The 16,927-nt window shown below is 70.0% G+C and carries 9 protein-coding genes, 1 tRNA gene and 1 pseudogene; 1 reads left to right on the top strand and 10 read right to left on the bottom strand.

Features of this window, described 5'->3' with window-relative positions; translation table 11 throughout:
• Positions 1 to 1,560 precede the first annotated feature (1,560 nt).
• Both OHT21_RS25980 and OHT21_RS25975 read right to left on the bottom strand, forming a co-directional pair.
• A complete protein-coding gene (locus OHT21_RS25980; RefSeq protein WP_328770735.1) occupies positions 1,561 to 1,902 on the bottom strand; it encodes a hypothetical protein in 342 nt (113 codons plus the stop codon).
• Positions 1,903 to 1,959: 57 nt separating this feature from the next.
• Positions 1,960 to 2,286, bottom strand: a complete 327-nt coding sequence (locus tag OHT21_RS25975; RefSeq protein ID WP_328770734.1) for an ATP-binding protein — start codon at positions 2,284 to 2,286, stop codon at positions 1,960 to 1,962.
• A gap of 279 nt (positions 2,287 to 2,565) precedes the next feature.
• Here OHT21_RS25975 and OHT21_RS25970 point away from each other — a divergent pair.
• Positions 2,566 to 3,987 (top strand): annotated as a pseudogene (locus OHT21_RS25970) (tyrosine-type recombinase/integrase); the annotation flags it as partial.
• A gap of 129 nt (positions 3,988 to 4,116) precedes the next feature.
• On the opposite strand, the gene OHT21_RS25965 reads toward OHT21_RS25970, so the two are convergent.
• From OHT21_RS25965 to OHT21_RS25930, 8 genes are all read right to left on the bottom strand, one after another.
• A tRNA-Thr gene (locus OHT21_RS25965) sits at positions 4,117 to 4,190 on the bottom strand.
• 102 nt (positions 4,191 to 4,292) lie between these two features.
• Positions 4,293 to 5,963, bottom strand: coding sequence for an alpha/beta hydrolase (locus OHT21_RS25960; protein ID WP_443050429.1), 1,671 nt, complete (start codon positions 5,961 to 5,963; stop codon positions 4,293 to 4,295).
• Between the two features lie 130 nt (positions 5,964 to 6,093).
• Positions 6,094 to 7,299 (bottom strand): DNA polymerase III subunit delta', encoded by a 1,206-nt coding sequence (locus OHT21_RS25955; protein ID WP_328770732.1) that lies wholly within the window; start codon positions 7,297 to 7,299, stop codon positions 6,094 to 6,096.
• A gap of 433 nt (positions 7,300 to 7,732) precedes the next feature.
• Complete coding sequence (gene tmk, locus OHT21_RS25950; RefSeq protein WP_328770731.1) at positions 7,733 to 10,933, bottom strand: dTMP kinase; 3,201 nt, start codon at positions 10,931 to 10,933, stop codon at positions 7,733 to 7,735.
• A gap of 124 nt (positions 10,934 to 11,057) precedes the next feature.
• The gene (gene topA, locus OHT21_RS25945) at positions 11,058 to 13,877 is read right to left on the bottom strand and encodes a type I DNA topoisomerase (RefSeq protein WP_328770730.1); all 2,820 of its coding nucleotides are present in this window, start codon (positions 13,875 to 13,877) and stop codon (positions 11,058 to 11,060) included.
• A 342-nt stretch (positions 13,878 to 14,219) separates the two neighbouring features.
• Entirely contained in the window at positions 14,220 to 14,417 is a 198-nt protein-coding gene (locus OHT21_RS25940; RefSeq protein WP_328770729.1) for a hypothetical protein, read from the bottom strand.
• 219 nt (positions 14,418 to 14,636) lie between these two features.
• Positions 14,637 to 16,154: a class I SAM-dependent methyltransferase gene (locus OHT21_RS25935; protein WP_328770728.1), complete on the bottom strand. Its 1,518-nt coding sequence runs from the start codon at positions 16,152 to 16,154 to the stop codon at positions 14,637 to 14,639.
• Between the two features lie 165 nt (positions 16,155 to 16,319).
• Positions 16,320 to 16,910 (bottom strand): small secreted protein, encoded by a 591-nt coding sequence (locus OHT21_RS25930; RefSeq protein WP_328770727.1) that lies wholly within the window; start codon positions 16,908 to 16,910, stop codon positions 16,320 to 16,322.
• Between the last annotated feature and the right edge of the window lie 17 nt (positions 16,911 to 16,927).

The following is a 16,927-nucleotide window of genomic DNA, read 5'->3' as shown; positions in this document are numbered from 1 at the left end:
TCGCGGGAATCTGAGTACGCTTCCCGTGTCGTTGGGTACACCTTTTTGGCCCCGCGTGGCGCACAGCCTCGTCGACCAACGCCGCGTCGAGGCCAGACTGCCGCACTGGTTCAACTGGCGCAGACGCCGCCAGGCAACAGCCCGCCGCAGCCACTACCGACGACGATCCGCCGACAAACCTGCTGGATAGATCACGAAACCGCACTGGAGTACTAGGCGGTTACCCTTCGGCGTCGCGTGGGGGCCATCCGCCTCCTAAGTAATGGGGGTTCGGGACTCGTCCGCCTTCGCGACGAGAAACCGATCGGTTCCCTCATCGTAAACCGATCGGTTTTCGCGCGCAAGTCCGAGCGGAAGGGTGCCGTTCGGTGTGCCCCGATGCCCGCGCGGACTGGCTGTTCGTGGCTGGTTTGCGGTTGGACACTCCGGCGGCGCCCGGCCGTGCTGCCGCCCCCCTGTCCTGGTTACTTGTCGCAACCCTCGGGGAACCGCTTTGGCCCCTGCCTTGGCCTTGCGTGCGGAAACCACAGTCCCTCCACCATTCACACGGCGCTCACCGGGTACAGAATCAGGCTCACGGTCCCATTCGCACGGTGTCCAGCAATCGAGAGCATCCTGGCTTTGACAAACGCGACTTCCGCCCCAACTGGGAGCAGCACACCCTCACCTGCACGCGCGGCGAAACCAGCTTTCCCTGGAATGAGACCTATCTGGACGGCCGTCCGCAGTACTCGGTGCGCTTCCCGACGGCTGTCTGCCGAGCCTGCGAGGACCGCGCGCTCTGCACAGGCAACACAATCAACAGAGTCCGACACTTTCGGGCGGGTGGCGCGGTGACGCTCATCAGTCCCTCACTTCTCGTCGGGTGGCGCAAATGGGCCCGCCGGCAGGCACGGGGAGATATGCGGATTGGTGCCTGCCGACGGGGGTCTAAGTGGGTGCGCGGTCTACGTCTGCCCCTGGCGCTTGAGGTCCGCGAGCTTGGCTGCCGCGTCCTCCGCAACGTCCGTGCCGACCTGACGGGCGGCTGGGGGAAGCCCTCGTCCTCGGCGACGCCGATACCGGCGCCTACCGCGCCGATGAGGTCGAACAGCTCGTCGTCGTCCAGTTCCTGTGGTTTCTGGTCCTCGGTCGCCAAGGCACCTCTCTTCTTCTCGTGGTCGGGGGCGGACCCGTCCCTGCCCCGACCTGCCCTTCTGAGGTCTTGGGGGAGCCTCCAGTTCGAACGGCAGGGACGGGGGCGAGGGCCCGCCCATGGCTCGGCTGTCCAGCTACGCGACATGGGCGGGCGGTCTGTCGAGTGGCGCGCTGGTGGGCCACTGGGTGTGGGGCGAGGCGGTGCGGGCGCGGGCGTCCGGGGGCGCTGCCGGCGTACGGCTCGCTCACTCATCGTGTAGTGGAGCTGTTCGAGCCTGAACATGCACCACTGGCAGGCTTGGAGGGCGAAGGTCTCGCCTGCCACGGTGATATCGCCGATCTCCGTCACGGGAAGTCCGGTCCGCTCGCACCTGAAGCAGCTCCCGCCTTGCCAGTCGAACCGGCTCCACAGCTCGGCGGGCTTCAGTCCCATTCCGGCTCCTCCTCCGCGAGGTGAGGCAGAGGGGTTCCGCCGACCACGGGCACGAAGCGCACCGGACGGGCATGCCAGATGAACTTGTACGGGCCGGCCGAGAGAGGCAGCGTGAACTCCTCGCCGTTCTTCAGCGCTTCGGCAGGCTCACGCCATCCGTCGGACAGCCAGTCCCAGACGTCGCCAACCACCGACGCGTCGATGGCCGAGGCGATGACGCGCATCTGGATGCGAGCCCAGCGGATCGCGCGGTCCGGCGTAGGCATGGACGCGATCACGAGCTGCTGGCCGTCCTCCTGGCGCCACTCGCACCAGAACCCCGACCTGGGCACCACCGGTTCCGGTACGGCGATGGTGCACCACGTGAGTGTGTCGTCCTCGCTTGTCCCCTAGTCCTCGGCGAGGGCTTCGACGATCAGCATGCCTCGACCGCTCTCCTCGTCGGCGGCCGGTCTCTTCACCTGCGGCCGGCCCGGAGTTCCGTCAGCCACCTCGACGCGGACCTCGCCCCGCCAGTACGAGACGGAGAAGCTGACGTCCTCCGTTTCGCCGTACCGGATGGCGTTGGTAACCAACTCGCTGATGAGCAGGTTGGCTGTGTCGATGCAGGAGCCGATCCCCCACAGCCGGAGATGGGCGGCACTGATCCGGCGCAGTTGCCCTACTCGCTGCGGTGCTCGGGTGCAGGAGATGACGAAGCGAACTGGCTGGTCCATGTCTCTCCCCGGACCGTGTACCTGCGGAACCCTTCCCTGCGGCGGAACGGCACTGGCTATGCCGCCGGAAGCGCTGTGTAATCCGCCGCGCGTCGCCTCGGGAGCGGTTGCACTCTGCAAGGCAAGAGCCATCGCTGTCCTCCGCAGGTCACGGGCAGGAAGGTTGCTCTCGGCGCCGCACCTCAGGCGCGTCCGCCGGCTTCCCTTGGTTGCTCGGGCTTTGAGACGACCGTAGGACGGCCGTCTCTCAACTCCCAAGAACCGAACGTTTTACAGTCCCAGGCGGCCCAGGCCGACCTTGACCACGTTCGCGCGCTTCTCGGCCTCGCCGACACCGACGACCCCGAGGGCGTGGAGCTGATCGCCTCCATGCTGCAGGAGGTCGGCGACCAGAAGTCGCCGCTGCCCGATGTCGAGGAAACCCTACGGCGCCTGAAGTCCGGTCAGGATCTGATCGGCCGCCTGACCGTCAGCGAGTGGCTCGACCGATGGCTCGACGGCAAGCGCATCCGCAAGTCGGGGCTCACCCGCTACGAGACCGATATCCGGTTCCATTTGAAGCCTCGGATCGGCCACCACCGTCTCGACCGCCTGCGCGTGAGCCATCTCAGCGGTATGTTCACGGCCATCGCCGACGCCAATGCCGAGATCCTGGAGCAGAATGCCCAGCGCCGGGCCGCGGTGGAGGAGTTGGCCACCGTGCCGTGGAAGGGCACGGACAACCGCGCCCGCCGCAAGGTGATGAAGGCGGCGATCGATGCCATGCCGCCGTTCCGGCGTGTGACCGGCCCGGCCACCCGGCTGCGTATCAAGGCCACGCTGCGGGCTGCGTTGAACGACGCGATCGGCCAGCAGATCCTCACCTTCAACCCGGCGGCCCACGTCGAACTCGATCCCGTGCGCAAGCCGAAGGCTTTGGTGTGGACGGATGCGCGGGTCGCCAAGTGGGAGCAGACGGGCGAGAAGCCCTCGCCCGTGATGGTCTGGACGCCCGAACAGACTGGCGCGTTCCTCGACTTCGTCGCGGAGGACCCGCTGTACGCGATGTGGCACCTGATCGCCTTCCGTGGCCTGCGGCGCGGCGAGGCATGCGGGCAGCCCTGGTCGGAGACCAACCTCGATGACCACTCCCTGACCGTCTCCGCCCAGCTCGTCCAGGACGGGTGGGAAGTCGAGACCTCCGAGCCCAAGACAGACAGCGGCTTCCGCGTGATCGCGCTCGACGACGACACCGTCAACGTCCTGAAGCGGCACCGCGAACAGCAGGACGCGGACCGCGAGGAGTGGGGATCAGCCTGGGTCGAGACCGGCATGGTTTTCACGCAGGAAGACGGCTCCTGGCTCCATCCGGGGAAGGTGACCGACCTCTTCGAGCGCCTGGTTGCCGCCTCCGGGCTCCCGCCGATCCGGATGCACGACCTCCGGCACGGGGCGGCCACGCTCATGCTCGCCGCCGGCATCGACGTGAAGATCGTGTCGGACACGCTTGGGCACAGCGACACCCGGATCACGCGGAACATTTACCAGAGCGTCCTGCCGCAGGTCGGCAAGAACGCGGCGGAGGCCACCGCCAAGCTGGTCCCGCTTCAGCGGAAGACCGAGGCGGAGGAGGCCCGTAAGGCCGCGAAGAAGGCGGCGGCCAAGGCGAAAGCCGAGGCCAGGGCCAAGAGGAAGGGCAAGCAGAAGAAGCCCAAGAAGTAGGGCACCGGACCGCTCCGCTCACGCATCGCTCACGCAAGCCATTCCCGCGGCACCCCGGCCGTGTGACGCGCCATGCCCCGAGCAACACAAAAAGCCAGGTCACGGGCTATGTGACCTGGCCTTTGCCGGAGCCGCCTTCGGGATTCGAACCCGAGACCTACGCATTACGAGTGCGTTGCTCTGGCCATCTGAGCTAAGGCGGCGGGCTGCCCGCACTATGGTGCGATCGGCAACGTCGGTAAGTCTACACAGTTTCCGGGGGTGCTCCGTACGGGCCCTGGGGGCACCCCCGGTGGGCCTCGTGATCAGGTGGCTGAGCAGCGCTTTCCCTGGGGTGGAGGGGTGCCTGCGAGGAGGTAGCGGTTGAGCGTGGAGTCGATGCAGGAGCTTCCTCGGCCGTATGCGGTGTGGCCGTCGCCGTCGTAGGTCAGGAGGGTGGCGGAGGAGAGCTGGGCGGCCAGGGACTGGGACCACGCGTAGGGGGTCGCGGGGTCGCGGGAGGTGCCGACCACGACGATGGGTGCGGCGCCCTTCGCCTCGATGCGGTGGGGTTCGCCAGTCGGGTGGACGGGCCAGTACGTGCAGTTCAGGGAGGCCCAGGCCAGGGTTTCGCCGAAGACCGGGGAGGCCTTCTCGAAGGAGGGGAGGGCTTCTTCGAGCGCTTCAGGGGAGGAGAAGGCGGCGGGGGAGTCCAGGCAGTTGACCGCCGCGTTCGCGGACATCAGGTTCGCGTACCGGCCGTCGGGGCCGCGCTCGTAGTAGGTGTCGGCGAGGGCGAGCAGGCCCGCGCCGTCCTTGTTCTTCATGGCCGAGGTCAGGGCCTCTCGCAGTCGTGGCCAGGCCGCCTCGTCGTACATCGCCGTGATGACGCCCATCGTCGCCAGCGACTCCCCGAGCTTGCGGCCGTCCGGGTCGTCGGCCCCGATGGGCGCGGCGTCGAGCTGCCGGAAGAAGGCCTTCAGGTTCTTGCCGACCTGGTCAGGTGTCGTACGCGCGCCGCCCAGCGGGCAGTCCGATCTGCGTACGCAATCCTTCGCGAAGGCCCGGAAGGCCGTCTCGAAGCCGGCCGTCTGGTCCTCGTTCATCCGGCGCGCGGGCAGCGACGGATCCATCGCGCCGTCCAGGACCAGCCGCCCCACCCGATCCGGGTACAGACCCGCGTACGTCGCTCCCAGAAACGTCCCGTACGAGGCACCGACGTACGTCAGCTTCTCGTCGCCCAGCACCCCCCGCAGGATGTCCATGTCGCGGGCCGCCTCGACCGTGGACACATGCCGCAGCACTCGGGCCGAACGCCGCCCGCAGCCCTCCGTGAACTCCTTGACGGCGTCGATCAGTTGGCCCTTCTCGCGCCGGTTGTCGGGGGTGAGGTCCGTCTGCGTGTACGCGTCCATCTCGCGGCCGGTGAGGCATTCGACCGGTTCGCTGCCGGCGACGCCGCGTGGGTCGACGGCGACCATGTCGTAGCGGGAGCGGACCTCCTTCGGGTAGCCGACACCCGCGTACGACTGGAGATAAGCGGTCGCCGAGCCGCCCGGGCCTCCCGGGTTGACCAGCAGCGAGCCCAGTCGCCTGCCCGGGCCCGTGGCCTTCTTGCGGGTGACGGCCAGGCTGATGTCGCCGGAGGCCGGCTTGTCGTAGTCGAGCGGGGCCTTGAGCGTGGCGCACTGGAAGCCGGGGGCGCCGCAGCCGTGCCACTTGAGCTTCTGGCTGTAGTACGGAGCGAGCGCCCCCGGTGTGGCGTTGGGCAGCGCGGTCAGCGCCGATACTTCCGCCCGGCTCGCGGAGGTCGTCGAACTCCCCACGGAACAGGCGGAGATGAGCAGTCCGCCGATGGCGAGCAGCGTGCCCCACAGATGGAGGAGGCGGCGGGACACGCAGGATGAGCGGAAGTGGTGGGAGGAGTGGGAATCGCAGGGATGGCCGGTACGGGTTGATCTGGCCCGGATTGGCCTGAACTGGCGCCTGATGTGCATCCAGCGAGCGTAACCCTGTGCAACGGATCGACCACCGAAGGTCGCCGCAGCGTCTCGTACGAGTGACCCCGTCAACTCTCTGCACAACAACCCCCTGAGCCCGCCCACTACCCCGGTACTCCCGTAGTCCTCACCCCGCCCGCAACGCCATCGTCATCGCCTCCACCGCCAGCAGCGGCGCCACATTGCGGTCGAGGGCCTCGCGGCAGGCCGCGATCGCTTCTATGCGGCGCAGGGTCGTCTCCGGCGTCGTGGCGCGCGCGAGGCGCTCCAGAGTGTCCCGCATCTCCGTGTTGGCTAGGGCGCGGTCGCTGCCGAACTGGAGGGCGAGGACGTCTCGGTAGAAGGCCGTGAGGTCGATCAGGGCCAGGTCCAGGCTGTCGCGCTGTGTGCGGGTTCTGCGGCGCTTCTGCTTGTCCTCCAGTTCCTTCATCACGCCCGCCGTACCGCGCGGCATCCGGCCGCCCTGGGCCGCGCCGAGCGCCGCCTTCAACTCCTCCGTCTCCTTGGCGTCGATCTCCTCGGCCATCTGCTTGGCGTCCTCGGAAGCCGCGTCGATCAGCTCCTGGGCCGCCTTCAGGCAGCCGCCTACGTCGTCGACGCGGAGCGGGAGCTTGAGGACGGCGGCGCGGCGCTCACGGGCGCTCGGGTCCGTGGCCAGGCGGCGGGCGCGGCCGACGTGGCCCTGGGTGGCGCGGGCGGCGACGGCCGCTACGTCGGGTTCGATGCCATCGCGGCGTACGAGGATGTCGGCGACCGCCGCCACGGGAGGCGTCCGGAGCGTGAGGTGGCGGCAGCGGGAGCGGATGGTCGGCAGGACGTCCTCCAGGGAGGGCGCGCACAGGAGCCAGACCGTGCGGGGGGCGGGCTCCTCGACGGCCTTCAGCAGGACGTTGCCCGCGCCCTCCGTGAGGCGGTCGGCGTCTTCCAGGACGATGACCTGCCAGCGGCCTGTGGCGGGCGACAGCTGGGCACGGCGCACCAAGTCACGGGTCTCCTTGACGCCGATCGAGAGGAGGTCGGTGCGGACGATCTCCACATCGGCGTGCGTACCGATCAGGCTCGTATGGCAGCCGTCGCAGAACCCGCAGCCGGGGGCTCCGCCAAGGGCACGGTCCGGGCTCACGCACTGGAGGGCCGCGGCGAAAGCCCTCGCCACCGTGGAACGGCCGGAGCCCGGCGGACCCGTGAACAGCCAGGCGTGCGTCATCTTCGACGTCTCGGGCAACGGGGTGTCGGCGGCCACCGCCGTGACCAGGGCGTCTGCGTCCCGGGCGGCGGCGTCGAGCTGCTCGCTCACCTTCTCCTGACCCACCAGGTCGTCCCATACGGGCATGGGTTGCCGCCCCTCCGTCGCACATCTGCCTTGCCGCGTCCCATTGTGCGGGAGGGCACTGACAACGGGACTTCACGCCTCCGCGTCAGCGCTCACACCCTCGCGTCAGCGCCCGCGACACAGCGGTGCCTGCCGCGTCGCAAACCCGCGAGCCCATGACGCAAGCCCGAGCGCCCATGACGCAAGCCGTCAGCGCCCGCGCCTGGCCTGTCTCGTCAACGCCCCGCGACACAAGCCCACGCGCCCGTGACGCAAGCCGTCAGCGCCCGCGCCTGGCCTGTCTCGTCAACGCCCCGCGACACAAGCCCACGCGCCCGTGACGCAAGCCGTCAGCGCCCGCGCCTTCTCTCCGCCGCCAACGACACAAGCCGTGCAAGCCCTCGTCGCAGGCCCCGCGCCCGTAAAGCAATCCGCGCGCCCGCGACCCAACCCGTCAGCGCCCCCGACGCCCCCGACGCCCGCGCCCCTCATCGATGTCATCGTCCTCACGCGGGCCCAGCAACTCGTCCGCCAGCGACGGAAGATCGTCCAGCGGTGTCTCCTCGGCCCAGTCCGAGCGGTTCCGCCGACGCGGGCCGCCCTCGGCCTCGAACTGGGGCAGCTCGCGGGTGCGGGCGTCGGAACCGTCGGGCGCCGACCGCTCGTCGCGGAAGTACCCCGGGGGCACCCGGTCCGCCGGGCCACCGCCCCGCTGCTCGCCGCCACGGTCGTCCCGTACGGCCTGGTCCTCCCTTACGGGAGGAAGGACGGCCGTCTCGTCCGCGTCCGGGCCCACCGGAGGCAGTACCGCCGTCTCGTCGGCGGCCCCCGGCGGCACCGGAGGCTGCGGCAGCACGGCTGTCTCCTCCGCGTCGGGCCCGGCTTCGGGAGCGTCACCGGGCGGCACAGGGCGCAGCACGGTGGTCTCGTCGTCCGCCGGTCCGCCGGGAGCGTTCGTCGGCGGCACGACGGGCGTGGGCGTCGGCACCGTGATCTCGTTGTCGGGGGTGGTCGCGCCGGAACCAGCCGCTCCATCAGCCGGAGCGCCGGAACCCGAAGCCTCCGCACTGGCGGCAGCCGCAGCCGCCGCTCCCCTGCGAGCCTCCTCGGCCCGGAGCAACGCCTCCTCGGCCTTCCGCTGCTTCTCCAGGCGCCGCGCCTCGGCCTCGGCCCGGAGCCGCGCCTCCTCCTCGGCCTGCTTGCGCAGACGCTCCTGCTCGGCCGCTCGCGCCTGCTCCTCCGCGAGCCGTCGCTGCCGCTCCTCCTCGGCTCGCCGGCGCGCCTCTTCGGCCTGCTGCCGGGCCACCTCGGCCTGCCGCTCCAGCTCGCGCCGCTGGGCCTCCTCCAGTTCGCGCCGCTTGCGTTCCTCTTCCTCCGCGCGCAGCCGGGCGAGCTGTTCCTGCCGCTCGCGCTCGAGGCGCTCCTCCTCGGCCTTGCGGGCGGCCTCTTCCTCGGCGAGCCGCCGCGCCTCCTCCTCGGCCGCCTTACGGGCCTCCTCCTGGGCCTTCACCTCGGCCTCGGAGAGGGGCAGCATCACGTCGAGACGGTGCCGTATCACCGTCGTGACGGCGTCGGACTCCTGGCCACCGTCGACCACCAGGTAACGCGTGGGGTCGGCGGCCGCGAGCGTCAGGAAACCGGCCCGCACGCGCGCGTGGAACTCGGCGGGCTCCGACTCCAGCCGGTCCGGCGCCTCCGTGAAACGCTCCCGGGCGGTCTCCGGCGACACATCGAGCAGCACGGTCAGATGAGGCACCAGCCCGTTGGTCGCCCATCGTGAGATCCGCGCGATCTCGGTCGGGGACAGATCGCGACCGGCCCCCTGGTACGCCACGGACGAGTCGGTGTAGCGGTCCGAGATGACCACCGCGCCCCGCTCCAGCGCGGGCCGCACCACGGTGTCCACGTGCTCGGCGCGGTCGGCGGCGTACAGCAACGCCTCCGCGCGGTGGGACAGCCCGGCCGACGACACGTCCAGCAGGATCGACCGCAGCCGCTTGCCCACGGGCGTGGCTCCCGGCTCGCGCGTCAGCACGACTTCGTGTCCCTTGGAGCGGATCCACTCGGCGAGCGCCTCGGCCTGCGTCGACTTTCCGGCCCCGTCACCGCCCTCCAGGGCGATGAAGAACCCGTTCGCGGCCGGTGCCGTCGCGGGCTCGTCCCCGCCCCGCAGCGCGTCCCGCAGATCGTGCCGCAGGGGTACGCCGGACCGGTCGTCGACCTTGGCCAGCACCAGCGCGGCGACCGGCAGCAGGAGTGCGCCGATCAGCATCAGGGTGAAGGCGGCGCCGCCGTGCGCGAAGACGAACTTGCCGTTTTCCAGCCGGTGCGGCCCGATCGCCGCCGCCAGCACGGGGGCCACCAGGGCGCCCAGGGCGACGTAGACCCGTACGACCGCGTGGAGATGCTCCGTCGTACGCGCCCGCCGGTGATCCTCGGCCTCCTGATCGAGCAGCGTGTGCCCGGTGTTCGCTGCGACGCCCGCGCCGATGCCGGCGAGCGCCGAGATCAGGATCACCGTGGTGACGTCCGGGACGAGCCCCGCGGCGAGCAGCGCCAGGCCCGTGAAGGCGATGGCCAGCGAGAGCAGCCGGCGCCGCGACAGCGGAGGCAGCAGCTTCGGAGCCGTACGGATGCCCAGAACGACGCCGCCGGTCAGGGCCGCCACCAGCAGCCCGTACATCACCGGCCCGCCGCCCAGGTCCTTGGCGTGCAGCACGGAGACGGCGACCCCGGCGGCGATCGCGGCGGCGACGGCCGCGCAGGCCAGGACCAGCAGCGGAAACGAACCCGTACGCCCCTTGTCGACGCCGGTGCCCGACTTGGGGCGGCGCAGGCCCTCGAGCGGCGACCGTGCGCGCGGGGTGCGCGCGTCGGGCAGCTCGAGAACGGTCAGCACCGACAGGGAGGCGGCGAACAGGCCCGCCGCGACATACGACGCGAGCGCCGCCTGATGCTGGTCGAACCAGGCGATTCCGGCGCCCAGCAGGTTGTTGAGCAGCCCGGCCACGACGAGAGCGGCGGCCGCCAGGGGCACCGCCACGAATCCCGTACGCAGCGACAGCCGCCGCAGCGTCTCCGTGTGGTCCGGCAGCGGACGCACCGCCGCGCCCTCAGGGGGAGCCGCGGGCAGCAGCGCGGGCGCCGCGCTCTCCCTGCACACCGTCCAGAAGCGCTCGGCGACGCCGGTGACGAACGCGGTCACCAGGATCACGGCCAGCGCGTCGTCGGGCGTCCAGTCGATCCACAGGGGCGCGATGATCAGCAGTACGGCCCGCACACCGTCCGCCGCGACCATGGTCCAGCGGCGGTCGAGCGGCCCCTCCTGGGAGGTGAGGGAGGTGAGCGGTCCGAGGAGTACGGCTCCGAAGAGCAGCGTCGCGAGTATCCGCGCCCCGAAGACGGCCGAGACGGCGAAGGCCACCCCGCGGTAGTTGCCCCCGAAGGACCCCGCCGCGACTGCCGCCTCGAACGCGAGCACGACCAGGACGAGCAGCGCGAGGGCGTCGCCGACGCTGCCCACGAGCTGAGCGCTCCACAGCCGCTTCAACTGCGGCAGGCGGAGCAGCGCGCGGACGGCGCGCTCTCGTGAATCTGCGACCAGGGCGTCGTCTGGGGCCGGGGTGTGGGCCGTTGGCTGCTCCGCTCGCGTCATGCGTTCAGCCTATCGGGAGGCACCGACAACCCCGAAGGGGCGCCCACACATACGGATGCGAGGCCTCCGCACGACGCCGGAACCCACCCCGGGACGCTGAAGCACAGCCTCGGGGTGATCAGGCTCAGCCCTCTGAAGCCGCCGCCTTCTTGGTGGCTGCCTTCTTGGCCGGAGCCTTCTTGGCGGCCGTCTTCGAAGTCGTCGTCTTCTTGGCTGCCGTTTTCTTGGCAGGGGCCTTCTTGGTGGCCGTTTTCTTGGCGGCGGCCTTCTTCGCCGTCTTCTTGGCGGGCCCCTTGGCGCGCTTCTCCGCGAGCAGTTCGTAACCCCGCTCCGGAGTGATGTCCTCGACGCTGTCGCCGGACCGCAGGGTCGCGTTGGTCTCGCCGTCGGTGACGTACGGCCCGAAGCGCCCGTCCTTGACGACGACCGGCTTCTCACTGACCGGGTCCGTGCCCAGCTCCTTGAGCGGCGGCTTGGCGGCGGCCCGCCCGCGCTGCTTGGGCTGGGCGTAGATGGCGAGGGCCTCTTCCAGCGTGATCGTGAAGAGCTGCTCCTCGGACTGCAGCGAACGCGAGTCCGTGCCCTTCTTCAGGTACGGCCCGTAGCGCCCGTTCTGCGCGGTGATCTCCACGCCCTCGGCGTCCTTGCCGACGACGCGCGGCAGCGACATCAGCTTGAGCGCGTCCTCCAGAGTGACCGTGTCCAGGGACATCGACTTGAAGAGCGAGGCCGTACGCGGCTTGACGGCGTTCTTGCCGGTCTTCGGGGTGCCCTCGGGGAGCACTTCGGTGACGTACGGCCCGTAGCGCCCGTCCTTGGCGACGATCTGGCGGCCGGTGACGGGGTCGGCGCCCAGCTCGAAGTCGCCGCTCGGCTTGGCGAGCAGTTCCTCCGCGTACTCGACCGACAGCTCGTCCGGAGCGAGATCGTCCGGGACGTCCGCGCGCTGGTGGTTCTCGGAGTCCTTCTCGCCGCGCTCGACGTAGGGGCCGTAACGCCCGACGCGCAGCACGATGTCGTTGCCGACGGGGAACGACGACACCTCGCGGGCGTCGATGGCGCCCAGGTCGGTGACGAGCTCCTTGAGGCCGCCCAGGTGGTCCCCGTCGCCGTTGCCCGAGTCGGCCGCGCTGCGGTCGCCGTTCGCGCCTTCACCGAAGTAGAAGCGCTTCAGCCACGGCACGGCACGCGCCTCGCCCCGCGCGATGCGGTCGAGGTCGTCCTCCATCTTGGCGGTGAAGTCGTAGTCCACGAGCCGCCCGAAGTGCTTCTCCAGGAGGTTGACCACGGCGAAGGACAGGAAGGAGGGCACGAGCGCCGTGCCCTTCTTGAAGACATAGCCGCGGTCGAGGATGGTCCCGATGATCGACGCGTACGTCGACGGGCGGCCGATCTCGCGTTCTTCGAGCTCCTTGACCAGGCTGGCCTCGGTGTAGCGGGCCGGAGGCTTGGTGGCGTGGCCGTCGACCGAGATCTCCTCGGCGGACAGTGCGTCGCCCTCGCCGACCTGGGGCAGCCTGCGCTCGCGGTCGTCCAGCTCGGCGTTCGGGTCGTCGGCGCCCTCGACGTACGCCTTCAGGAAGCCGTGGAAGGTGATGGTCTTGCCGGAGGCGCTGAATTCGGCATCCCGGCCGTCCGCGGCGCGGCCACCGATCTTCACCGTGACCGAGTTCCCGGTCGCGTCCTTCATCTGCGAGGCGACGGTCCGCTTCCAGATCAGCTCGTAGAGCCTGAACTGGTCGCCGGTCAGCCCGGTCTCGGCAGGCGTACGGAAACGGTCCCCGGAGGGACGAATCGCCTCGTGCGCCTCCTGCGCGTTCTTGACCTTCCCGGCGTACGTACGCGGCCGGTCCGGCAGGTAGTCGGCGCCGTACAGCTGCGTGACCTGGGCGCGGGCCGCGACGACCGCGGTGTCCGAGAGGGTCGTGGAGTCCGTACGCATGTAGGTGATGAAGCCGTTCTCGTACAGCTTCTGGGCCACCTGCATCGTGGCCTTCGCGCCGAAGCCGAGCTTGCGCGAGGCCTCCTGCTGCATCGTCGTCGTGCGGAACGGTGCGTACGGGGAGCGACGATACGGCTTCGACTCGACGGACCGTACGGAGAAATCGGTGTTCTCCAGGGCAGCGGCGAGCGCGCGGGCGTTCGCCTCGTCCAGGTGGAGGGTGTTCGCGCTCTTGATCTGCCCGAGCGAGTCGAAGTCACGGCCCTGGGCGACACGCCTGCCGTCGACCGTCGTCAGGCGGGCGACCAGGGAGGAGGGGTCGCTCTTGTCGCCGGCGCGGCCCGTGCCGAAGGTTCCCGTCAGGTCCCAGTACTCGGCGGAACGGAACGCGATGCGCTCGCGTTCCCGCTCGACGACCAGGCGGGTCGCCACGGACTGGACGCGGCCCGCCGACAGCCGCGGCATGACCTTCTTCCACAGGACCGGCGAGACCTCGTAGCCGTAGAGGCGGTCGAGGATGCGGCGGGTCTCCTGGGCGTCGACGAGCTTCTGGTTGAGCTCGCGCGGGTTGGCGACGGCGGCCTGGATCGCGGCCTTGGTGATCTCGTGGAAGACCATCCGCTTGACCGGGACCTTGGGCTTGAGCACCTCCTGGAGGTGCCAGGCGATGGCCTCGCCCTCGCGGTCCTCATCGGTGGCGAGGTAGAGCTCGTCGGAGTCGCGCAGCAGGTCCTTGAGCTTCTTGACCTGCGCCCTTTTGTCGGCGTTGACGACATAGATGGGCTGGAAGTCGTGTTCGACGTCCACGCCGAGGCGGCGCACCTCGCCGGTGTACTTCTCGGGCACCTCCGCGGCGCCGTTGGGGAGGTCGCGGATGTGCCCGACGCTCGCTTCGACGACGTAGCCAGGGCCGAGATAGCCCTTGATCGTCTTCGCCTTGGCAGGCGACTCGACGATGACGAGTCGGCGGCCGCCGTGTGCGGTCTCGCTGGTCGGGGACAACTTCGCTCTTCTCTCCGGTCGACGCAGGGGGTCTCGCCCCGGTCCTTCGTCCCGGGGGTCGGATCGTGCTGACGCTGCGGAGTGTGACGGTACATCCCGCCCCCGTGTCAAACGGGAAAAGCCCGCAACGGCCACTCGAACGGTAACCCGACTCCCGGCATTCCTGCCGCCCGGAGTGTGGACCTGCTGTTTCGGCTCTAAACGGAGCGTGATCTCTCAGTTACCGAAACGGCGGAATCATGCCGGGCGGAGATCTTGCCTTCGACCCTTCGGAGGCACCAACTCCGGTTCACCGGCGGGCATCCGTCCGCAAACGCGGAGTCGCACCAAAACACGCGCTCCTCAGATGCGTGTGAAGCACCACACCGCGAGCAGCAGCGCGGCCGTCCCGGCAAAGCTCGCGACCGTCGCGGACACGGCCGGGCTCATCCCCTCGGCGACGGGTTCGCGGTGCCGCAGCCGGGCCGCGGTCCACACCAGCAGTCCGGCTCCGAACAGGGCGAACACCGATCCCGCGAAGACCGCCGGTCCGTTCTCCATGGTTCGTTCCCTTCGCCCTTGGGTGCCCAAGGACGGGAGGGTGACACCTCCGGGAGGCGAGCACACGAACCCACGGTGAACGCACGGCGGACAGACCCGCGCGACTCCCCGCACACCGCACCCCGCCGTCGCGCCGGCTCGGTTCGAATGTGCGGCCGCGGCGATTTCGCGCCATCCATGACGGCTCGGCGGTCGTGGGGCTCCCCCACGTCCGATTGCTCACCTGGCGGGCTCGAGGAACCCCTGCTCGATCAGCAGCCGGATCTGCGCGGGCGTACGGTCCCGCAGCAACACCGGGTCCTCACCGATCAGTTGGGCGATGGCGTCCAGAATTCGCCCCGCGCTGAGCTGGCCGTCGCACACACCCGCGAAGCCCGCGCCCACCGTGTCGACCTTGGTGGCCCGCCGCATCCCGCGGTTCTGGCGCAGTACGACATGCTCCGGATCCTCGGCGCCGGGCAGCCCGACCTGCTCCTGGACGATCTCGCCCGAGAGCTTGAAGTGCCCGGCGAGCAGCGCCGCGTCGTCGTGCGCACGCAGATAGTCCACGCGGTCGAAGTGTGCGCGCACCGTCTCGCCGAGCGGCTGTTCGACGGGATGCGGCCACTCCTCCACGACGACCGAGGGCTGCGCGGCCCCCGACTTGCGCAGGGTGATCCACCCGAAGCCCACGGCTCTGACTTTCCGCGCCTCGAACTCGTCGAGCCAGGCGTCGTAGCGCGCCTGGTACTCCACCGGATCCGAACGATGATCACCGGCGTCCCGCAGCCACAACTCGGCGTACTGCATGACGTCCTGCACCTCACGCTGCACGACCCACGCGTCACAGTCGCGCGGCACCCAGGACCGCAGCCGGTCCTGCCAGTCCTCCCCCTCCACGTGCTGCCAGTTGGCAAGGAACTGCGCATATCCCCCTTCGTTGAGGTGAGCACCCGCCCCTTGAACGAGCGCCCGGCACAGATCGTCCCCGCCCATCCCGCCGTCCCGATAGGTGAGCCGTGCGCCGGGAGAGATGACGAAGGGCGGGTTGGAGACGATCAGGTCGTACGTCTCCTCGCCGACGGGCTCGAAGAGCGAGCCCTCGCGCAAATCGGCCCCCTGTGCGCCGGACAGGGCGAGCGTGAGCGCGGTGATGTGCAGCGCGCGCGGGTTGACGTCCGTGGCGGTCACGCCTGTGGCGTGCTGTGCGGCGTGCAGCGCCTGGATCCCGGAGCCGGTGCCGAGATCGAGCGCCGACTGCACGGGCGTACGCACCGTGATGCCCGACAGGGTTGTGGACGCGCCGCCCACTCCGAGTACGACCCGTTCATCACGGCTGCTGATGCCTCCGGCTCCGCCGACCGCGCACCCGAGGTCGGCGACGATGAACCAGTCCTCGCCGCCGGGCCCTCCGTACGGCCGGACATCGACCGTCGCCGCGACCTCGTCCCCGCCGGTCCTGGTCAGCCAGCCGCCCTCCAGGCAGTCCTGAACCGGCAGTACGTCCACCACGCGCGCGTGCGGCACGGGCTGCTGCAACAGAAACAGCCGTACGAGCGTCTCCAGCGGCGTGTCGCCCCGGGTCGCCCGGAGTGCGGGCACGGTCTCGCTCCGGGCCAGTGCCGCGTACGCAGAGGCGCCCAGCAGATCGAGCAGGCCGTCGGCGCTGAAGGAGGCGCCCAGGAGGGCGTCTCGCAACCGCGCGGTGACGTCGGAGCGGTCGGTCGAGGGCAGCGTTGCCAGGCTGGTGTTACTCACGCCTCCATTGTTGCCGCTCCCGCCGATGGGGCGCTTGCCCCTGTGGACAACATGCCGCCTGTGGACAAGCGGCCTGTGGAGAACAAGCCGCCCACCACATGCCGAGGGCCCGGCACGCGCGCGTACCGGGCCATTTCTCGGTTGACGGAGATCGGTCTCCTGGGGTCAGCCGTTGGTCGCCGACGGCGAGCCGGCGGCGGACTTGCAGCTCTCCTGCTTGGCCATCGCCTTGCCCACCTCGCCCTCCTGCAGCTTGTTCAGGGCGACGTTGCCGCTCTGGCCCAGCTTGTCCAGCTCGGTGGCGATGTCCTTGAGCCCGTCCGCGAACTTCCCCTGATCCTTGGTGTCGAGCGCGTCGACCTGCTTCTTGAGGTCGGCATACGACGTGGAGATGCCGTTGAGCTCCTTGACGGCGTCCGTCTGCTTCTTCTTGCCCTCCTCGACGTCCGGCGCCCCGGCCTTGCTCACGGCGGCGCCGATCGCCTTGTAGGCGTCGGACATGTCCTGGAAGGCCTGGGAGTCCGTCTCCTGGACGTCGGCCGGCGTGCTGTTGTCCGAGGTCTGCTTCTGGATGGAGGTGTTGGCGGCCTCGATCTTCTTCGCCTGCGGCTGCACCTCGTCGCAGACCTCTTTGGCCCAGGAGTTCAGCTTGTCGCTGCTGTCGTCTCCGCCGCATCCCGACAGCGCCAGTACCAGTACCGCACCGCCGGACAGTGCGGCCGCGAGCTTCTTGTTCACCGGATTGGTCCCTTCCATGGCTCTCGGCCCCGGAA

Source organism: Streptomyces sp. NBC_00286 (genome assembly GCF_036173125.1).
GTDB lineage: Bacteria > Actinomycetota > Actinomycetes > Streptomycetales > Streptomycetaceae > Streptomyces.
This window is presented reverse-complemented; position numbering and strand designations above follow the sequence as displayed.